Origin of the sequence: Pseudomonas sp. B21-048, assembly GCF_024748615.1 — a bacterium.
Classification (GTDB): domain Bacteria; phylum Pseudomonadota; class Gammaproteobacteria; order Pseudomonadales; family Pseudomonadaceae; genus Aquipseudomonas.
Genome location: NZ_CP087168.1, coordinates 4,530,265 through 4,548,295, shown reverse-complemented (window position 1 = coordinate 4,548,295; position 18,031 = coordinate 4,530,265). Strand labels below are relative to the sequence as shown.

Annotated in this window: 22 protein-coding genes; 21 read left to right on the top strand and 1 reads right to left on the bottom strand. The window is 58.5% G+C overall.

Features of this window, described 5'->3' with window-relative positions; all coding sequences use genetic code 11:
* From rimM to rplS, 3 genes are read left to right on the top strand one after another with little or no spacing between them, the layout of a single operon-like run.
* Entirely contained in the window at positions 1 to 537 is a 537-nt protein-coding gene (gene rimM / locus LOY56_RS21250; RefSeq protein ID WP_258616988.1) for a ribosome maturation factor RimM, read from the top strand.
* Positions 519 to 1,292: a tRNA (guanosine(37)-N1)-methyltransferase TrmD gene (gene trmD / locus LOY56_RS21245; RefSeq protein ID WP_177409327.1), complete on the top strand. Its 774-nt coding sequence runs from the start codon at positions 519 to 521 to the stop codon at positions 1,290 to 1,292. Before rimM ends, trmD begins: the two co-directional genes overlap by 19 nt.
* A 45-nt stretch (positions 1,293 to 1,337) precedes the next feature.
* Positions 1,338 to 1,688 carry a 50S ribosomal protein L19 gene (rplS, locus tag LOY56_RS21240; protein WP_003175895.1) on the top strand — a complete coding sequence of 117 codons (351 nt, stop codon included), beginning with the start codon at positions 1,338 to 1,340 and terminating at the stop codon, positions 1,686 to 1,688.
* A 211-nt stretch (positions 1,689 to 1,899) separates the two neighbouring features.
* Here the strand turns inward: rplS and suhB are convergent, their stop codons facing one another.
* Positions 1,900 to 2,718, bottom strand: coding sequence for an inositol-phosphate phosphatase (gene suhB, locus LOY56_RS21235; RefSeq protein ID WP_038981724.1), 819 nt, complete (start codon positions 2,716 to 2,718; stop codon positions 1,900 to 1,902).
* Positions 2,719 to 2,864: 146 nt separating this feature from the next.
* Between suhB and trmJ the strand changes: the two genes are divergently transcribed.
* The 18 genes from trmJ to bamB all read left to right on the top strand — a co-directional run bounded on the left by trmJ (position 2,865) and on the right by bamB (position 17,932).
* Positions 2,865 to 3,635: a tRNA (cytosine(32)/uridine(32)-2'-O)-methyltransferase TrmJ gene (gene trmJ, locus LOY56_RS21230; RefSeq protein ID WP_258616987.1), complete on the top strand. Its 771-nt coding sequence runs from the start codon at positions 2,865 to 2,867 to the stop codon at positions 3,633 to 3,635.
* A 2-nt stretch (positions 3,636 to 3,637) separates the two neighbouring features.
* On the top strand, positions 3,638 to 4,414 hold the full coding sequence (gene cysE / locus LOY56_RS21225) for a serine O-acetyltransferase (protein WP_258622827.1): 777 nt from the start codon (positions 3,638 to 3,640) through the stop codon (positions 4,412 to 4,414).
* Between the two features lie 165 nt (positions 4,415 to 4,579).
* The gene (gene iscR / locus LOY56_RS21220) at positions 4,580 to 5,071 is read left to right on the top strand and encodes a Fe-S cluster assembly transcriptional regulator IscR (RefSeq protein ID WP_007903581.1); all 492 of its coding nucleotides are present in this window, start codon (positions 4,580 to 4,582) and stop codon (positions 5,069 to 5,071) included.
* Positions 5,072 to 5,121: 50 nt separating this feature from the next.
* A complete protein-coding gene (locus LOY56_RS21215; protein WP_052967501.1) occupies positions 5,122 to 6,336 on the top strand; it encodes an IscS subfamily cysteine desulfurase in 1,215 nt (404 codons plus the stop codon).
* Positions 6,337 to 6,421: 85 nt separating this feature from the next.
* Positions 6,422 to 6,808, top strand: a complete 387-nt coding sequence (gene iscU, locus LOY56_RS21210) for a Fe-S cluster assembly scaffold IscU (RefSeq protein ID WP_003443374.1) — start codon at positions 6,422 to 6,424, stop codon at positions 6,806 to 6,808.
* 34 nt (positions 6,809 to 6,842) lie between these two features.
* Entirely contained in the window at positions 6,843 to 7,166 is a 324-nt protein-coding gene (iscA, locus tag LOY56_RS21205; protein ID WP_007903589.1) for an iron-sulfur cluster assembly protein IscA, read from the top strand.
* Positions 7,167 to 7,174: 8 nt separating this feature from the next.
* On the top strand, positions 7,175 to 7,696 hold the full coding sequence (gene hscB, locus LOY56_RS21200; protein ID WP_258616986.1) for a co-chaperone HscB: 522 nt from the start codon (positions 7,175 to 7,177) through the stop codon (positions 7,694 to 7,696).
* 51 nt (positions 7,697 to 7,747) lie between these two features.
* Positions 7,748 to 9,613: a Fe-S protein assembly chaperone HscA gene (hscA, locus tag LOY56_RS21195; RefSeq protein ID WP_258616985.1), complete on the top strand. Its 1,866-nt coding sequence runs from the start codon at positions 7,748 to 7,750 to the stop codon at positions 9,611 to 9,613.
* Positions 9,613 to 9,954: an ISC system 2Fe-2S type ferredoxin gene (gene fdx, locus LOY56_RS21190; protein WP_008014719.1), complete on the top strand. Its 342-nt coding sequence runs from the start codon at positions 9,613 to 9,615 to the stop codon at positions 9,952 to 9,954. The genes hscA and fdx overlap by 1 nt, the downstream gene beginning before the upstream one ends.
* Positions 9,955 to 9,968: 14 nt before the next feature.
* Complete coding sequence (gene iscX, locus LOY56_RS21185) at positions 9,969 to 10,169, top strand: Fe-S cluster assembly protein IscX (protein ID WP_050681789.1); 201 nt, start codon at positions 9,969 to 9,971, stop codon at positions 10,167 to 10,169.
* A 92-nt stretch (positions 10,170 to 10,261) separates the two neighbouring features.
* Positions 10,262 to 10,687, top strand: a complete 426-nt coding sequence (gene ndk / locus LOY56_RS21180; protein ID WP_007916882.1) for a nucleoside-diphosphate kinase — start codon at positions 10,262 to 10,264, stop codon at positions 10,685 to 10,687.
* A 28-nt stretch (positions 10,688 to 10,715) separates the two neighbouring features.
* Positions 10,716 to 11,864 (top strand): 23S rRNA (adenine(2503)-C(2))-methyltransferase RlmN, encoded by a 1,149-nt coding sequence (rlmN, locus tag LOY56_RS21175; protein WP_007903600.1) that lies wholly within the window; start codon positions 10,716 to 10,718, stop codon positions 11,862 to 11,864.
* 12 nt (positions 11,865 to 11,876) lie between these two features.
* Complete coding sequence (gene pilW / locus LOY56_RS21170; protein WP_258616984.1) at positions 11,877 to 12,635, top strand: type IV pilus biogenesis/stability protein PilW; 759 nt, start codon at positions 11,877 to 11,879, stop codon at positions 12,633 to 12,635.
* A complete protein-coding gene (locus LOY56_RS21165; RefSeq protein WP_258622819.1) occupies positions 12,635 to 13,666 on the top strand; it encodes a RodZ family helix-turn-helix domain-containing protein in 1,032 nt (343 codons plus the stop codon). The genes pilW and LOY56_RS21165 overlap by 1 nt, the downstream gene beginning before the upstream one ends.
* Before the next feature lie 3 nt (positions 13,667 to 13,669).
* Complete coding sequence (gene ispG, locus LOY56_RS21160) at positions 13,670 to 14,779, top strand: flavodoxin-dependent (E)-4-hydroxy-3-methylbut-2-enyl-diphosphate synthase (protein ID WP_010457850.1); 1,110 nt, start codon at positions 13,670 to 13,672, stop codon at positions 14,777 to 14,779.
* 37 nt (positions 14,780 to 14,816) lie between these two features.
* Positions 14,817 to 16,106, top strand: coding sequence for a histidine--tRNA ligase (gene hisS / locus LOY56_RS21155; RefSeq protein WP_258616983.1), 1,290 nt, complete (start codon positions 14,817 to 14,819; stop codon positions 16,104 to 16,106).
* 40 nt (positions 16,107 to 16,146) lie between these two features.
* Positions 16,147 to 16,788, top strand: coding sequence for a tetratricopeptide repeat protein (locus LOY56_RS21150; RefSeq protein WP_258616982.1), 642 nt, complete (start codon positions 16,147 to 16,149; stop codon positions 16,786 to 16,788).
* Entirely contained in the window at positions 16,781 to 17,932 is a 1,152-nt protein-coding gene (bamB, locus tag LOY56_RS21145; protein WP_258616981.1) for an outer membrane protein assembly factor BamB, read from the top strand. Before LOY56_RS21150 ends, bamB begins: the two co-directional genes overlap by 8 nt.
* Positions 17,933 to 18,031: the final 99 nt, after the last annotated feature.

Genomic DNA, 18,031 nt, shown 5'->3' with positions numbered 1-18,031 from the left:
ATGAACGCGACGCCAGCTGTTGCTGATGATTTGATCGTTATCGGCAAAATTTATTCGGTTCATGGCGTTCGCGGCGAAGTGAAGGTGTATTCCTTTACTGATCCGACTGAAAACCTGTTGCAGTACAAAACCTGGACGCTCAAGCGCGAAGGCAACGTGAAACAGGTCGAGCTGGTCAGCGGGCGTGGGAACGACAAGTTCCTGGTCGCAAAGCTCAAGGGTCTTGATGATCGTGAAGAAGCACGTCTTCTGGCTGGTTATGAGATCTGTGTGCCGCGCAACCTGTTCCCTGAATTGACTGACGGCGAGTACTACTGGTACCAGCTGGAAGGTCTGAAGGTTATTGATCAACTCGGGCAATTGCTCGGGAAAATCGATCATCTTCTGGAAACCGGCGCCAATGATGTAATGGTGGTCAAGCCTTGCGCTGGCAGCCTGGATGATCGCGAACGCCTGTTGCCCTATACGGAGCAATGCGTGTTGGCTGTCGGCCTTGCCGCGGGCGAGATGAAGGTGGAATGGGATGCGGACTTCTAAACGTGGCTAACCTGCGCGTAGAAGTGATCAGTTTGTTTCCCGAGATGTTCTCCGCCATCAGCGAGTACGGCATCACCAGTCGTGCGGTGAAGCAGGGGCTGTTACAGCTCACCTGTTGGAATCCGCGAGACTACACGACGGATCGACATCACACTGTGGACGATCGCCCATTTGGCGGTGGTCCGGGCATGGTGATGAAGATCAAGCCCCTGGAAGATGCTCTGGTTCAGGCCAAGGCAGCAGTCGGGGAGGCGGCGAAGGTAATTTACCTGTCCCCCCAAGGCCGTCAACTGACTCAGTCGGCGGTGCGCGAGTTGGCGAATCTGGATGCATTGATCCTGATTGCCGGCCGCTATGAAGGCATTGACGAGCGTTTTATTGATGCTCATGTCGATGAAGAGTGGTCGATTGGCGACTATGTACTGTCTGGCGGCGAGCTGCCGGCGATGGTCCTGATCGATGCGGTTACACGACTGCTGCCTGGAGCTTTAGGGCATGCGGACTCCGCCGAGGAAGATTCCTTTACGGATGGTTTGCTGGATTGCCCGCACTACACCCGACCGGAGGTGTATGCGGATCAGCGTGTTCCCGACGTATTGCTAAGTGGCAATCACGCGCACATCCGGCGTTGGCGTTTACAGCAGTCCCTTGGTAGGACCTTTGAACGACGCGCCGATCTTCTGGAAAGCCGCTCGCTTTCTGGAGAAGAGAAGAAGCTGCTCGAGGAATACATCCGCGAGCGGGACGATAGTTAACAACGTATCGATGGTAGATCCGACGATCTACCTTAGGAGCACAGCATGACTAACAAAATCATCCTTGCACTCGAAGCAGAGCAGATGACCAAAGAGATCCCTACCTTTGCCCCGGGCGACACCATTGTCGTTCAGGTGAAAGTGAAGGAAGGCGATCGTTCGCGTCTGCAAGCGTTCGAAGGCGTCGTTATCGCCAAGCGTAACCGCGGCGTAAACAGTGCTTTCACCGTTCGTAAAATCTCCAACGGTGTTGGCGTAGAGCGTACTTTCCAGACCTACAGCCCGCAAATCGACAGCATGGCCGTTAAGCGTCGCGGTGACGTGCGTAAAGCCAAGCTGTACTACCTGCGTGATCTGTCCGGTAAAGCAGCTCGCATCAAGGAAAAACTGGCTTAAGTCCAGCTTCCGATGCCGAATCGCCAGCCTGTTCAGGTTGGTGATTCAAGAAAATGCCTCGTATCGAAAGATACGGGGCATTTTTCGTTATGGGTGCATCTAAAAGGCGGTCGATCAATGCCGGTCAGTCAGTGCGACGTTGGGGGATTTTTTCTGCACACAAAAAAACGCCCCGAACAAGTCGGGGCGTTTTCTTGAGGTGCTTTTGCGTTTAGCGCTTCAGCGAAGCCGGCAGGTGCGGCTGGATCGCCGTCAGTACTGCTTTGAAGCACTTGGTGTTGCCGGCGACGATGTGGCCTTTCTCAAGGAAGTCGTGACCGCCGGTGAAGTCGCTCACCAGGCCGCCAGCTTCCTGGATCAGCAGGGCGCCTGCAGCCATGTCCCACTCGGACAGGCCCGATTCCCAGAAAGCATCGAAACGGCCGGCAGCCACGTAGGCCAAGTCCAGGCTCGCTGCGCCAGCGCGGCGGATGCCGGCGGTCTGGCCAACCAGGGCGCGGAACATACCCAGGTAGTTGTCGAGGTTGTCCATCTGGTCGTCGCGGAACGGGAAGCCGGTACCCAGCAGGGCGCCGTCCAGGCTGGTGCGGCCGCTGACGCGCAGGCGACGACCGTTCAGTTGGGCGCCGCGACCACGGCTGGCGGTGAATTCTTCCTGGCGAACCGGGTCCAGAACAACAGCGTGCTCCAGGCGGCCACGGTATTTGCAGGCAATGCTGACAGCGAAGTGAGGAATACCGCGCAGGAAGTTGGTGGTGCCGTCCAGCGGATCGATGATCCACAGGTATTCTTCGCCTTCGATGCCGCTACCGGCGTGCATGCCGGTTTCTTCACCCATGATCGAGTGATTAGGGTAGGCCTTGCGCAGCGCATCGATGATTTTCTGTTCGGCGGCGCGATCCACCTCGGATACGTAATCCTTGGCGTCTTTTTCGTCGACCTTGATGGTATCCAGGCGCTCGATGGAGCGGAAAATCAATTCACTGGCGCTGCGGGCGGCGCGCAGCGCGATATTCAGCATGGGCTGCATGGATGTGTCACCTAAGGTTGTTAAAGAAAGCCGGGCATTCTATCAGAAAGTTTCTACAGGTGAAGGTCGGTGTTCGCTTTCATAGCTTAACGGTAGGTAGAGCTGTAAGATTCTGCTCCCTATTAAAGTGTTCGAGAGCGCCTCCCTTGCTGCAAAACATTCGTGTCGTCCTGGTCAATACCAGCCACCCCGGAAATATCGGCGGGGCTGCGCGTGCCATGAAGAACATGGGGCTGTCGCGGCTGGTGCTGGTCGAGCCGCGGTTGTTCCCGCATCACGAGGCCGATGCGCGTGCGTCCGGCGCGGGTGACATCCTTGAAAACGCTCAGGTCGTCGCCACTCTGGAAGATGCCTTGGTCGGCTGCAATCTGGTGCTCGGTACCAGTGCCCGTGATCGTCGTATTCCCTGGCCATTGCTCGATCCCCGCGAATGCGGTGTAAAGGTGGTCGAGGAGGCGGAGCAGGGTGCCGAGATCGCATTGGTGTTCGGTCGTGAAGACTCCGGCCTGACCAACGAAGAGCTGCAGCGATGTCATTATCACGTGCACATCCCATCAGACCCTGAGTTCAGTTCGTTGAATCTTGGGGCGGCGGTGCAGGTGTTGAGCTATGAAGTGCGCATGTCCTGGCTGGCGGCTGCAGGTCAGCCGAGCAAGGTCGAGAAGGAAGAAGTGGCGTCCACCAAAAGTGGTGAGCTGGCGACCATGGATGAGCTGGAGCGATTCTATGAGCACCTGGAGCAAACCCTGGTGGCCATCGAATTCCTCGACCCGGAAAAGCCACGGCACTTGATGGCGCGCCTTCGCCGGTTGTACGGGCGCAGCTCGGTCAGTCGGGCGGAAATGAATATATTGCGTGGCATCCTCACGGAAACCCAGAAAGCGGCCCGTGGCGAGCTTCTAAAACGGAAGGATTAATGATGTTCGAGCGTTTGCGTGAAGATATCCAAAGTGTTTTCCATCGTGACCCGGCGGCGCGCAATGCTTTTGAGGTTCTGACGTGCTACCCGGGCATGCATGCCATCTGGATCCATCGCCTGTCGTCAGCGTTGTGGGGTATGGGCTGGAAATGGCTGGCGCGGATGGTGTCGAACTTCGGTCGCTGGTTGACCGGGATCGAGATTCATCCGGGTGCCAAGGTTGGTCGTCGCTTCTTTATCGACCATGGCATGGGCATCGTTATTGGTGAGACCGCCGAGATCGGCGACGACGTCACCCTGTATCAAGGCGTGACCCTTGGCGGCACCAGCTGGAACAAGGGCAAGCGTCACCCGACTCTGGAAGACGGCGTGGTGGTCGGGGCGGGCGCCAAGGTGCTCGGTCCGTTTACGGTGGGTGCCGGGGCCAAGGTGGGTTCCAATGCCGTGGTCACCAAGGCGGTTCCACCCGGGGCAACAGTGGTGGGGATTCCAGGGCGGATCATCGTCAAGTCCGACGATGAGCAGGATGCCAGGCGCAAGGCCATGGCCGAGAAAATCGGTTTCGATGCCTATGGTGTTGGCGAAGACATGCCAGACCCGGTGGCCCGAGCCATTAACCAATTGCTCGATCATCTGCAGGCTGTAGATGGTCGGCTTGAAGGGATGTGCGGGGCGCTGAAGGACCTGGGTAGCAATTACTGTGCGAAAGATCTGCCTGAGCTGCGCGAAGAAGACTTTGCCTGTGTGAAGGACAAGGATCAGAGCCAGGCCAGCTAGGTCGTGCAACGATAACGTGCAATTGCTGGCTGTACATGGCCGGCCTTTGTTATGATGCGCGCGCTCGTTTGCGGGTAAACCTGAGTAAAGCACTAGGTCTTATAGTTGACTTAAATACTCGGGAATTGCATACTCGCCCCATTCCGAACTCCGTGGTAATTGTCCATGCGACTGACTACAAAAGGCCGATACGCCGTGACCGCCATGCTTGATCTGGCATTGCACGCGCAGCACGGGCCGGTGTCCCTGGCCGATATCTCCGAGCGCCAAGGCATCTCCCTGTCCTACCTCGAACAGCTGTTCGCCAAATTGCGCCGCAGCAATCTGGTCTCCAGCGTCCGTGGCCCGGGCGGCGGCTACCAGCTGTCCCGCGACATGCAGGGCATCCAGGTCGCCCAGGTAATCGATGCGGTAAACGAATCGGTCGATGCTACCAAGTGCCAGGGCCAGGGCGATTGCCATCAAGGCGACACCTGCCTGACTCACCACTTGTGGTGCGATCTGAGCCTGCAGATTCACGAATTTCTGAGCGGTATCAGCTTGGCTGATCTTGTCACTCGCCGTGAGGTACAAGAAGTAGCCCAGCGTCAGGACCAGCGTCGTTGCAACAGCAAGGCGCCACGCCTGGACAAGATTGAAGCGTCCGCCGTCGAATGACAGCCAAAGAGCTAGCGGCACGCCAGCCAGCCTGATTTAGGAGATAGTCCATGAAATTGCCGATTTACCTTGATTACTCTGCGACGACCCCGGTTGATCCACGTGTCGCGCAAAAGATGAGTGAATGCCTGTTGGTCGACGGAAACTTCGGTAACCCGGCGTCCCGTTCCCACGTATTCGGCTGGAAAGCTGAAGAGTCTGTCGAGAACGCTCGTCGTCAGGTCGCTGACCTGGTTAACGCCGACCCGCGTGAAATCGTCTGGACCTCCGGTGCCACCGAGTCCGACAACCTGGCAATCAAGGGTGCGGCGCATTTCTACTCCACCAAAGGCAAGCATCTGATCACCACCAAGATTGAGCACAAGGCTGTCCTCGACACCATGCGCCAACTGGAGCGTGAAGGTTTCGAAGTGACCTACCTCGATCCTCGCGAAGATGGTCTGGTCACGCCAGAGATGGTCGAAGCTGCCCTGCGCGACGACACCATCCTGGTGTCGATCATGCATGTGAACAACGAAATCGGCACCATCAACGACATCGCAGCCATCGGCGAACTGACCCGCTCCAAGGGTATTCTGTTCCACGTTGACGCTGCTCAGTCCACCGGCAAGGTCGAGATCGACCTGTCGAAACTGAAAGTCGACATGATGTCGTTCTCTGCCCACAAGACCTACGGCCCTAAAGGCATCGGCGCGTTGTACGTCAGCCGCAAGCCGCGTGTTCGCATCGAAGCGACCATGCACGGCGGCGGTCACGAACGTGGCATGCGTTCCGGCACCCTGGCGACCCACCAGATTGTTGGCATGGGTGAAGCTTTCCGTGTAGCCAAGGAAGACATGGCTGCCGAGAACGTCCGCATCAAAGCCTTGAGCGACCGTTTCTTCAAGCAGGTTGAAGGCCTGGAAGAGCTGTACGTCAATGGCAGCATGACCGCCCGCGTACCGCATAACCTGAACCTGAGCTTCAACTACGTTGAAGGCGAGTCGCTGATTATGGCGCTCAAGGATCTGGCGGTTTCGTCCGGTTCGGCCTGCACCTCGGCCTCGCTTGAGCCTTCGTATGTCCTGCGCGCCTTGGGCCGCAACGACGAACTGGCACACAGCTCGATTCGCTTCACCTTCGGCCGCTTCACCACCGAAGAAGAAATCGACTACGCCGCGCAGAAAGTCTGCGAGGCCGTTACCAAGCTGCGCACTCTCTCGCCGCTGTGGGACATGTACAAAGATGGCGTCGACATTTCGAAAATCGAGTGGGCGGCGCACTGATATTCAAGTCGCCGCAACCGGGCCCTGCGAATCCACGATTGGCAGGGCTTCAAGAGCGACTCCTGATGAGTGAGGATTAAGAATCATGGCTTACAGCGAAAAGGTCATCGACCACTACGAGAACCCGCGCAACGTCGGCAAGATGGACGCGGAAGATCCTGATGTCGGCACCGGCATGGTCGGCGCTCCGGCGTGCGGCGACGTGATGCGCCTGCAGATCAAGGTCAACGAGCAAGGCATCATCGAAGACGCCAAGTTCAAGACTTACGGTTGCGGTTCGGCGATCGCCTCCAGCTCCCTGGCGACCGAGTGGATGAAAGGCAAGACTCTGGATGAAGCAGAGACCATCAAGAACACCCAGCTGGCCGAAGAACTGGCCCTGCCGCCAGTGAAAATTCACTGCTCCGTACTCGCTGAAGACGCTATCAAAGCGGCCGTTCGCGACTACAAGCAGAAGAAAGGCTTGATCTGACTTTCAAGATTTGGCGACGAGTAAGGAGTCACCGATGGCTATCAGCATGACAGAAGCGGCTGCTCAACACGTGCGACGCTCCCTCAACGGGCGCGGCAAAGGTGAAGGGATTCGTCTGGGTGTTCGCACCACAGGCTGTTCCGGCCTTGCCTACGTGCTGGAGTTTGTCGACGAGGTGGTGGCAGAGGATCAAGTGTTCGAAAGTCACGGCGAGAAAGTGATCATCGACCCGAAAAGCCTGGCCTACCTGGACGGCACCGAACTCGATTTCGTCAAGGAAGGGTTGAACGAAGGCTTCAAGTTCAACAATCCCAACGTACGCGGTGAATGTGGCTGCGGCGAAAGCTTCAACATCTGAGGCTTCTTGTGGGTACTCCTTGTCATTTCGCTTTATTTGAGCTGCGACCGAGTTTCAATCTGGATCTCGATCAGCTGGCCACGCGCTACCGTGAGTTGGCGCGCGGTGTTCATCCGGACCGCTTTGCCGACGCTTCCGAGCGTGAGCAGCGGCTGGCGCTCGAGCAATCCGCGAGCCTCAACGAGGCCTACCAGACGCTCAAAAGCCCCCCCAAACGCGCGCGATATTTGCTCGCCATGGGCGGTCGCGAGCTGCCGCTGGAGGTCACGGTGCATGATCCGGAGTTTCTTCTGCAGCAGATGGAGCTGCGTGAAGAGCTCGAAGACCTGCAAGACAGCGCCGACCTGGCGGGTGTCGCAGTGTTCAAGCGTCGCCTGAAGACTGCGCAGGATGAACTGAACGAAAGCTTCGCAGCCTGTTGGAATGATGCTGCGCAACGTGAGCAGGCCGAACGCCTGATGCGGCGCATGCAGTTCCTCGACAAGCTCACCTACGAAGTGCGCCAGTTAGAAGAGCGCCTCGACGATTAACCCAGTGCCGCTCCGGTCGCACGCCTGATATACAGATAAGTCCTGATCACGATGGCCCTACTGCAGATCGCCGAACCCGGCCAAAGTCCTCAACCGCACCAGCGTCGTCTGGCTGTGGGGATCGACTTGGGCACTACCAATTCGCTGGTCGCTGCGTTGCGCAGTGGTCTTTCCGAGCCTCTGGCCGACGCGCAAGGGCAGGTCATCCTGCCGTCTGCCGTGCGTTATCACGCCGATCGCGTCGAAGTTGGCGAGTCGGCCAAACTGGCTGCCGCCTCCGATCCTTTGAATACTGTGCTGTCGGTCAAGCGCTTGATGGGTCGTGGTCTGTCCGACGTCAAGCAATTGGGCGATCAGCTGCCGTACCGTTTTGTCGACGGCGAATCGCACATGCCGTTCATCGACACGGTGCAAGGCCCGAAAAGCCCGGTCGAAGTCTCCGCCGATATCCTCAAGGTACTGCGTCAGCGCGCTGAAGCGACTTTGGGTGGCGAATTGGTTGGCGCAGTGATTACCGTTCCGGCCTATTTCGATGATGCCCAGCGTCAAGCCACCAAGGATGCGGCCAAGCTGGCCGGTCTGAACGTGCTGCGTTTGCTCAATGAGCCAACCGCCGCCGCGGTCGCATATGGTCTGGATCAGCACGCCGAAGGCCTGGTCGCGATTTATGACCTGGGCGGCGGCACCTTCGATATTTCGATTCTGCGCCTGACCGGCGGTGTCTTCGAAGTGCTGGCTACCGGGGGCGACAGCGCCCTGGGTGGCGATGACTTTGACCATGCTATTGCTGGCTGGATCATCGAGAGCGCCGGTTTGTCGGCCGACCTCGATCCGGGTACGCAACGTAATCTGCTGCAAACCGCGTGTGCGGCCAAAGAAGCCCTGACCCATTGCTCGTCCGTCGAAGTTGCTTATGGCGACTGGAAGGCCGAGTTGACCCGTGAAGCCTTCAATGCGCTGATCGAGCCGATGGTTGCTCGCAGCCTGAAAGCCTGCCGCCGCGCGGTGCGTGATTCCGGCGTCGAGCTGGAAGACGTACACGCCGTGGTCATGGTCGGCGGCTCGACGCGCGTGCCTCGCGTCCGCGAAGCCGTTGCGCACGCCTTCGGTCGCGAACCGCTGACTGAAATCGATCCGGACCAAGTCGTGGCCATCGGTGCCGCGATCCAGGCCGATACCCTGGCCGGCAACAAGCGTGACGGCGGCGAGCTGCTGTTGCTCGACGTGATTCCGTTGTCCCTGGGGCTGGAAACCATGGGCGGCCTGATGGAGAAGGTGATTCCACGCAACACCACCATCCCCGTCGCCCGGGCCCAGGACTTCACGACTTATAAAGATGGCCAGTCGGCCATGGCGATTCATGTATTGCAGGGCGAGCGTGAGTTGATCAGCGACTGCCGCTCCCTGGCGCGCTTCGAATTGCGTGGTATTCCGGCGATGGTGGCCGGCGCGGCGAAGATTCGCGTGACCTTCCAGGTCGACGCCGACGGTCTGCTCAGTGTCTCGGCCCGCGAATTGGGTTCGGGCGTCGAAGCCAGCATCCAGGTCAAACCGTCCTACGGCCTGACCGACGGCGAAATTGCCAAAATGCTCAAGGATTCGTTCCAGCATGCCAACGACGACAAAGTCGCCCGCGTATTGCGTGAGCAGCAAGTCGATGCCCAGCGCCTGATCGAGGCGGTGCAGGGCGCTCTGGAAGTTGACGGCGAACGCCTGCTCGACGCCGAAGAGCGCATGGTCATCGAATTGCAGATGCAGGAACTGACCGAATTGATGAAAGGCACCGATGGTTACGCCATCGAGCAGCAGACCAAGCGTTTGTCGCAGGTGACCGATGCCTTTGCTGCCCGCCGCCTGAATTCGACGGTGAAAGCCGCTCTGGCGGGGCGCAACCTGAATGAAATCGAGGATAACTGATGCCGCAGGTCATTTTTCTGCCACACGAGAAGTTCTGCCCGGAAGGCATGGTTGTAGAGGCTGAGCCCGGTATTTCCATTCTCGAACTGGCCCACGAACACCATATCGAGATGGAAAGCGCCTGTGGCGGCGTCTGCGCCTGCACTACCTGCCATTGCATCATCCGCGAAGGTTTTGATTCGCTGGAAGAGGCGGATGAGCTGGAAGAAGACTTTCTTGATCGGGCCTGGGGTCTGGAAGCGCAATCGCGTCTAGGCTGTCAGGCGATCGTCGGGACTGAAGACCTGACCGTCGAAATTCCGAAATACTCGCTCAACCATGCAGCCGAAGCGCCGCACTGATTCAAGGAATCGACATGAGTCTGAAATGGGTTGATGTGCTTGAAATCGCGATCCAGCTGGCTGAAACCAAGCCAGATGTGGACCCGCGTTACGTGAACTTCGTCGATCTGCACAAATGGGTGCTGGCATTGCCGGAGTTCAGTGATGATCCGACCCGCGGTGGCGAGAAGGTGCTTGAAGCCATTCAGGCCGCCTGGATCGAAGAAGCAGACTGAGTCTGCGCCGTACGCAGTTAGGCAATACCCAAGAACCCGCGTATAATTCGCGGGTTTAATTTTTCGCAAATTACCGTTTCTGGAGTTACACCATGGCTGTTCAACGTACTTTCTCCATCATCAAGCCTGACGCTGTTGCAAAAAACGTTATCGGCGAGATCACCACTCGTTTCGAAAAAGCTGGCCTGCGCGTTGTAGCTTCGAAACTGAAGCAACTGTCCAAAGCTGAAGCTGAAGGCTTCTACGCTGAGCACAGCGCCCGTGGTTTCTTCGGCGACCTGGTTGCTTTCATGATCTCCGGTCCGGTTGTCGTTCAGGTTCTGGAAGGCGAAAACGCTATCGCTCTGAACCGTGAGCTGATGGGCGCTACCAACCCTAAAGAAGCTGCTGCCGGCACCATCCGCGCTGACTTCGCTGATTCCATCGACGCCAACGCTGTACACGGTTCGGACTCCGAAGCCGCTGCTGCTCGCGAAATCTCGTACTTCTTCGCAGCTACTGAAGTAACCACTCGCTAAGCATTGGCTTAAGAGTGAAGGTGAATCCATGACTACATCGACTGTAAAAACCAACCTGCTGGGTCTGACTCAACAGGAAATGGAAAAATTCTTCGACTCAATCGGGGAGAAGCGTTTCCGTGCCGGTCAGGTAATGAAATGGATTCACCACCTTGGCGTTGATGATTTCGACGCCATGACGAACGTCAGCAAGGCCTTGCGCGACAAGCTCAAGGCCATTGCTGAAGTCCGCGGCCCCGAAGTGGTCAGCGAGGACATTTCCACCGATGGCACCCGTAAGTGGGTGGTGCGCGTGGCGTCCGGTAGCTGCGTCGAGACCGTGTACATTCCCCAGGGCAAACGCGGCACTCTGTGCGTTTCGTCCCAGGCAGGCTGTGCCCTGGATTGCAGTTTCTGCTCCACCGGCAAGCAAGGTTTCAACAGCAACCTCACCGCCGCCGAAGTGATCGGTCAGGTGTGGATTGCCAATAAATCGTTTGGCAGCATCCCGGCGACCGCCGACCGTGCCATCACCAACGTGGTGATGATGGGCATGGGTGAGCCGCTGCTTAACTTCGACAACGTCGTGGCCGCCATGCATCTGATGATGGATGACCTGGGCTACGGGATCTCCAAGCGCCGCGTGACCCTGTCCACTTCGGGCGTGGTGCCGATGATCGATGAGCTGTCCAAGCACATCGACGTGTCCCTGGCGTTGTCGCTGCACGCACCCAATGACGCATTGCGTAACCAATTGGTGCCGATCAACAAGAAATATCCGCTTAAGATGCTGCTCGAGTCGTGCCAGCGCTATATGTCGTCCCTGGGCGAAAAGCGCGTGCTGACTATCGAGTACACCTTGCTCAAGGACATCAACGACAAGGTTGAACATGCCGTTGAGATGATCGAGTTGCTCAAGAACATCCCGTGCAAGATCAACCTGATTCCGTTCAACCCGTTCCCGCATTCCGGTTACGAGCGCCCGAGCAACAACGCGATTCGCCGGTTCCAGGATCAGCTTCACCATGCAGGCTTCAACGTCACCGTACGCACCACCCGCGGTGAAGACATCGATGCCGCGTGTGGCCAATTGGTAGGGCAGGTGCTGGATCGCACCCGTCGCAGCGAACGTTATATCGCCGTGCGCGAGTTGAGCGCCGAAAACGATATCGCCACAAACGCCGCGAACAATAATTAAGAGAGGATCTCTATGTCCCTGCGCTTCGCGCTGCTTGTGCTGTTGGCCAGCCTTTGTGCTGGTTGTGTCCTGTCGGGCGATTTCAATCCGATGAAGACCAGCAAGGGCCGTGATGAAGCGCGTGCCGCCTACGTGCAGCTGGGCCTGGGGTATCTGCAGCAAGGCATGACCGAGCGCGCCAAAGTCCCGCTGAAGAAGGCTTTGGACCTGGACAGCTCGGATCCTGACGCCAACGCGGCACTGGGGCTGGTGTTCCAGGCCGAGATGGAGCCGGAACTGGCCGATCAGCATTTTCGCAAGGCGCTGTCTTCTCGCCCCGCCGATGCACGAATCCTGAATAACTACGGCAGTTTTCTTTTCGAAGAGAAACGTTACAAAGAGGCGTACGAACGCTTCGAACAGGCCGCCGGCGATACCCTGTATCCTGAGCGTTCGCGGGTTTTCGAAAACCTGGGCATGACCGCTTCAAAGCTTGGCCAGCGTGATCTGGCCCGCCAGCAACTGGAAAAAGCCCTGCGTTTGAATCGCCAACAGCCACGTGCATTGCTGGAAATGGCTGAGTTGTCTTACGAAGACAGGCATTATGTGCCAGCGCGTGACTATTACGACCGTTTTAGCCTGCTCACCGAACAAAATGCACGTAGTCTATTGCTCGGCGTTCGGCTGGCAAAAGTGTTCGAAGATCGCGACAAGGCCGCCAGTTTTGGCCTGCAATTAAAACGACTCTATCCCGGTACGCCGGAATATCAGCAATACCTGTCGGAGCAATGATGAAAGCGGCGCATCCCGAAGTTGTAGCAGCGAATCGCGTTAACCCCGGTGAGACTTTGCGCCAGGCCCGCGAAAGCAATGGCTGGTCGCTGGCCGAAGTGGCCCTCAAGCTCAACCTCACCGTCAATTCCCTGAATCATCTGGAAGCCGGCGCTTTCGACAAGCTGCCTGGGCACACCTTTGCTCGTGGCTATATTCGCGCGTATGCCAAATTGCTCGGCATGGACCAGGCCGTTCTGGTCCAGCAGTTCGACCAATCCACCGGCACCGACTCCCAGGGCAGCAACGTTCACAGCCTGGGGCGTATCGAAGAGCCGGTTCGGGTTTCCCACACCATTTTGCGAATTGTCAGCCTGTTGTTGCTGCTCGCGGTGATTGGCGGTGGTTTTGTCTGGTGGCAGGATCAAACTTCCTCGCGTACCAAGGACCTGGTCGGCCTGAGCCCGGAACACGTTGAAGTCGAAGGTGCCGACGGCACCACCCAGATCCATCCGCTGGACGAGCCGGAAGATCAGGCCGTCGCCCAGGGGCAGGCTGAAGGTGAAACACCTCTTGCGCTGCCTCAGGCCGAGTCTTCGACCGAGGAGCCAGTCAGTGCCGAAACGAGCGCACCGGTTCCAGCGCCAGCGGCTCCAGCTGTAACGCCTGCGGCTGCGGCCCACAGCACTGCTCCGGTGGTCGCGACACTGGCGACACCAGCCCCGGCTGTTCCCGCTGTACCGGCACCGGTTATCACTGCTCCGATTGCTCCGACCGCCCCGGCTTCAGCTCCAGCAACTCCGGTGGCCGGCCAAGGCCAGGTTCAACTGCAATTCACCGCCGATTGCTGGACGCAAGTGACCGATGGCACGGGTAAGGTGCTGTTGAGTGGTCTCAAGCGTAAAGGCGAAAATGTTACTGTCAGCGGCAAACCGCCTTTTTCCGTGCGTCTGGGCTTCGCCCGTGGCGCGCAGGTCAGCTACAACGGGCAGGTGGTTGATGTCGCTCCGTTCACCAGTGGCGAGACTGCTCGCCTGAAGTTGGGTCAATAAGTCATGCACGGCGAATCTCCAATCAAACGTCGCGAATCTCGCAAGATCTGGGTCGGCAACGTGCCCGTGGGCGGCGATGCGCCTATCGCTGTGCAGAGCATGACCAACAGCGACACCAATGACGTGGCCGCCACCGTGGCCCAGATCAATCGTCTGGAAGCCGCTGGCGTCGATATCGTGCGGATTTCCGTGCCGGACATGGACGCCGCCGAAGCCTTCGGCAAGATCAAGCAATTGGTCAAAGTACCATTGGTGGCCGACATCCACTTCGACTACAAGATCGCTTTGCGCGTCGCCGAGCTGGGTGTGGATTGCCTGCGGATCAACCCAGGCAACATCGGTCGTGAAGATCGCGTGCGTGCGGTGGTCGATGCTGCCCGTGATCGCGGGATTCCGATCCGCATCGGCGTCAACGCCGGTTCCCTGGAAAAAGACCTGCAAAAGAAATATGGCGAGCCGACTCCCGCTGCGCTGGTCGAGTCCGCCTTGCGTCACGTTGAACACCTTGAGCGCCTGAATTTCCAGGACTTCAAGGTCAGCGTGAAAGCCTCCGACGTGTTCATGGCCGTCGCCGCCTACCGCCTGCTGGCCAAGGAAATCGTCCAGCCGCTGCACTTGGGCATCACTGAAGCCGGTGGTTTGCGTTCAGGCACGGTGAAATCCGCCGTGGGCCTCGGTATGCTGCTCGCCGAAGGGATTGGCGATACTATTCGCATCTCGTTGGCGGCCGACCCGGTCGAGGAAGTGAAAGTCGGCTACGACATTCTCAAATCCCTGCACCTGCGTTCCCGTGGCATCAACTTCATCGCCTGCCCGAGCTGCTCGCGGCAGAACTTCGATGTGGTCAAAACCATGAACGAGCTGGAAGGGCGCCTCGAAGACCTGCTGGTGCCGCTGGATGTCGCGGTAATCGGTTGCGTAGTCAACGGGCCGGGCGAAGCCAAGGAAGCCCATATCGGCTTGACCGGCGGCACGCCAAACCTGATTTACATCGACGGCAAGCCGTCGCAGAAACTGACGAATGACAATCTGGTGGATGAGCTTGAACGTTTGATCCGCCAGAAAGCGGCCGAAAAGGTCGAAGCCGACGCAGCTGTAATCGCTCGCGGCTGACTCTGACTAAAGAGCCGAATGAATTTAAGGATTTAAAGTGAGCAAGTCTCTGCAAGCCATTCGTGGCATGAACGACATCCTGCCCGAGCAGACCCCCCTGTGGCGTCATTTCGAGGGCACTGTTTCGCGTCTGCTGGATAACTACGGTTACAAGCAGATTCGCATGCCAATCGTCGAGTTCACCGAGCTGTTCAAACGCTCCATCGGTGAAGTGACCGACATCGTCGAAAAAGAGATGTACACCTTCGACGACCGCAACGGCGATTCCCTGACCCTGCGCCCTGAAGGCACGGCGGCCTGCGTGCGCGCGGTGCTCGAACACGGCATCACCGGCGGCGGCCAAGTGCAGAAACTCTGGTACATCGGTCCGATGTTCCGTCACGAACGTCCGCAGAAAGGTCGTTATCGCCAGTTTCACCAGATCGGCTGCGAAGTCTTCAATCTCGACGGTCCGGACATCGACGCCGAGTTGATTGTGCTGACCTGGCGCCTCTGGGGCGAGCTGGGTATCCGCGATGCGGTCAAGCTCGAACTCAACAGCTTGGGCACCAGCGAGTCCCGTGGTCGTTATCGTGAAGCCCTGGTCGAATACCTGTCTGCTCGCCTGGATCAACTGGACGAAGACAGCCAACGCCGCCTGAAGACCAACCCGCTGCGGGTTCTGGATACCAAGAACCCCGACACTCAAGCGGCGTTGGCCGACGCGCCAAAAATGGCCGACTACCTCGACGAGGAATCCCGCGCGCACTTCGACGGCCTCAAGGCTCGTCTGGACGCCGCCGGCATTCCTTACGTGATCAATCCGAAGCTGGTTCGCGGGCTGGATTACTACAGCAAGACCGTTTTCGAATGGGTCACCGACAAGCTGGGCGCCCAGGGCACCGTCTGTGCCGGCGGTCGTTACGACGGTCTGGTGGAGCAGATGGGCGGCAAGCCGACCACGGGCGTTGGCTTCGCCATGGGCATCGAGCGTCTGGTGCTGCTGCTTGAAACCCTGGAACAGATTCCCGAAGAAATCTCCCGTCAGGTCGATGTCTACCTCTGCGCCTTCGGTGAAGCCGCCGAACTCGCCGGTCTGGCCCTGAGCGAGCGTGTTCGTGATCAGTTGCCCAACCTGCGCCTGCAGGTCAATGCCGGTGCCGGCAGCTTCAAAAGCCAGTTCAAGAAAGCCGACAAGAGCGGTGCGCTGTACGCATTGATTCTCGGTGAGGACGAAATGGCCCAGCAAGTGGTAGGTTTCAAACCCCTGCGTGGCCAGGGCGAACAACAAAGCATTGCCTGGGATGCGCTTGCTGCACACCTGGCCACCTGCGTCGTGCAGGGTTGAAGCTGTCAAACAGCCGATTTAGCGATTAAGGAGTATTGGGGTGTCGAGTACCGAAGACGAACATCTGGCGGAGTTGAAGGACTGGTGGACACGCAACGGCAAGCCCCTGGTCACTGGCGGCCTGTTGGCGCTGGTCATCGTGTTCGGCTGGCAGGCCTTTCAGAAGTATCAGAGCAATCAGTCGCAAGGCGCCTCGATTCTCTATCAACAATTGCTCGAAACCACGCTGACGCCTGATGGCAAGCCTGATGCCGCACGTGTTTCGGATCTGGCTGGCAAGCTCAACAGCGAATTCGGCGGCACCGCTTACGCACAATATGGCAGCCTGTTCGTGGCGAAAGTTGCGGTCGACAGCGCCAAGCTGGACGACGCAGTCAGCGAGCTGAAAGCCATTGTCGCCAAACCGGCCAACCCGGCACTCGGCGAAATTGCCCGTCAGCGCCTGGCGCAGGTACTGGCCGCGCAGAACAAGGTCGACGAAGCCCTGAAACTGCTTGAAGGCGATGCCGACAAAGCTTTCCTGGCCACTCGCGAAGAACTCAAAGGCGACCTGCTGGTGCAGTTGGGTCGTACCGACGAAGCGAACACGGCGTATCAAAAAGCCAAGGCGGCACTGTCGGATGAAGCGGCGGTCGGTGGCCTACAAATCAAGCTGGACGACCTGGCCAAAGGGGATGCGTGACGTGATCCGTTGGAAACATGCAGCATTGCTGGCTCTGGCCATAATGGCCGCGGGTTGCAGCAGCAACAGCAAAAAAGAATTGCCACCGGCCGAGTTGACCGACTTCAAAGAAGAAGTGGTTCTGCAAAAGCAGTGGAGTCGTTCGGTCGGTAACGGTCAGGGCGAAACCTACAACATGCTGGTTCCGGCGATCGATGGCGATACCATCTATGCCGCCGACGTCACCGGCGTGGTGATGGCGATGGATCGCAGCAATGGCGACGTCAAATGGAAGAAGGATCTCGAACTGCCTGTCTCCGGCGCCGTTGGCGTGGGGTACGGTCTGGTCATGATCGGCACGCTCAAGGGCGAAATCGTTGCCCTGGATGCCAGCAGCGGTGAAGAGAAATGGCGCGCCCGCGTGACCAGTGAAGTGCTCGCGCCGCCGGCCACCAACGGTGACGTTGTTGTGGTTCAGACCCAGGATGACCGTCTGATCGGTCTGGATGCCGCTACCGGCAACCAGCGCTGGTTGTATGACAGCACGCCAGCGGTTCTGACCCTGCGCGGCACCAGCGCACCGATCGTCACCAACCGCCTCGCGGTGGCTGGCCTGTCGACTGGTAAAGTGGTCGCTCTGGATGTTTCCAACGGCGTGCCGGTATGGGAACAACGCGTAGCGATTCCACAAGGTCGTTCGGAGCTGGAGCGTGTGGTCGATATCGACGGTGGCTTGCTGCTGTCCGGCGGTACACTGTATGTCGCCAGCTACCAGGGGCGTGTCGCGGCACTGGACCTGGAAAGCGGTCGTCAGCTCTGGCAGCGTGATGCTTCCAGCTATGCCGGCGTTGCTCAGGGTTTTGGCAGCGTCTACGTGAGCCTGTCCGCAGGCACCGTTGAAGGCGTCGACGAACGTTCTACCACTGCGTTGTGGAGCAACGATTCGCTGGCCCGCCGTCAACTGTCGGCTCCGGAAGTGTTTTCCAGCTATGTTGCAGTCGGTGATATGGAAGGTTACCTGCACCTGCTGAGTCAGGTGGACGGTCGTTTCGTCGGCCGCGAGCGCATCGACAGCGACGGCCTGCGCGCCCGTCCGCTGGTGGTGGGTGACACGATTTATCTGTATGGCAACAGTGGCAAACTGGAAGCCCTGACCATTAAGTAAAGACTATGCTTGGGGTTTAACCCCCAAGCGGCCCCGTTCTGCGGGGCTCGCAGTGCTTACAGGCGCTGCCCCGAGCACCAGCCGCTGCCTCGCAGCGGC

Bases quoted from the DNA above. Each gene is read 5' to 3' on its own strand.
- rimM (WP_258616988.1), top strand. From the start codon at position 1: ATGAACGCGACGCCAGCTGTTGCTGATGATTTGATCGTTATCGGCAAA.
- trmD (WP_177409327.1), top strand. From the start codon at position 519: ATGGGATGCGGACTTCTAAACGTGGCTAACCTGCGCGTAGAAGTGATC.
- rplS (WP_003175895.1), top strand. From the start codon at position 1,338: ATGACTAACAAAATCATCCTTGCACTCGAAGCAGAGCAGATGACCAAA.
- suhB (WP_038981724.1), bottom strand. From the start codon at position 2,718: ATGCAGCCCATGCTGAATATCGCGCTGCGCGCCGCCCGCAGCGCCAGT.
- cysE (WP_258622827.1), top strand. From the start codon at position 3,638: ATGTTCGAGCGTTTGCGTGAAGATATCCAAAGTGTTTTCCATCGTGAC.
- iscR (WP_007903581.1), top strand. From the start codon at position 4,580: ATGCGACTGACTACAAAAGGCCGATACGCCGTGACCGCCATGCTTGAT.
- LOY56_RS21215 (WP_052967501.1), top strand. From the start codon at position 5,122: ATGAAATTGCCGATTTACCTTGATTACTCTGCGACGACCCCGGTTGAT.
- iscU (WP_003443374.1), top strand. From the start codon at position 6,422: ATGGCTTACAGCGAAAAGGTCATCGACCACTACGAGAACCCGCGCAAC.
- iscA (WP_007903589.1), top strand. From the start codon at position 6,843: ATGGCTATCAGCATGACAGAAGCGGCTGCTCAACACGTGCGACGCTCC.
- hscA (WP_258616985.1), top strand. From the start codon at position 7,748: ATGGCCCTACTGCAGATCGCCGAACCCGGCCAAAGTCCTCAACCGCAC.
- fdx (WP_008014719.1), top strand. From the start codon at position 9,613: ATGCCGCAGGTCATTTTTCTGCCACACGAGAAGTTCTGCCCGGAAGGC.
- iscX (WP_050681789.1), top strand. From the start codon at position 9,969: ATGAGTCTGAAATGGGTTGATGTGCTTGAAATCGCGATCCAGCTGGCT.
- ndk (WP_007916882.1), top strand. From the start codon at position 10,262: ATGGCTGTTCAACGTACTTTCTCCATCATCAAGCCTGACGCTGTTGCA.
- rlmN (WP_007903600.1), top strand. From the start codon at position 10,716: ATGACTACATCGACTGTAAAAACCAACCTGCTGGGTCTGACTCAACAG.
- pilW (WP_258616984.1), top strand. From the start codon at position 11,877: ATGTCCCTGCGCTTCGCGCTGCTTGTGCTGTTGGCCAGCCTTTGTGCT.
- LOY56_RS21165 (WP_258622819.1), top strand. From the start codon at position 12,635: ATGAAAGCGGCGCATCCCGAAGTTGTAGCAGCGAATCGCGTTAACCCC.
- ispG (WP_010457850.1), top strand. From the start codon at position 13,670: ATGCACGGCGAATCTCCAATCAAACGTCGCGAATCTCGCAAGATCTGG.
- bamB (WP_258616981.1), top strand. From the start codon at position 16,781: ATGCGTGACGTGATCCGTTGGAAACATGCAGCATTGCTGGCTCTGGCC.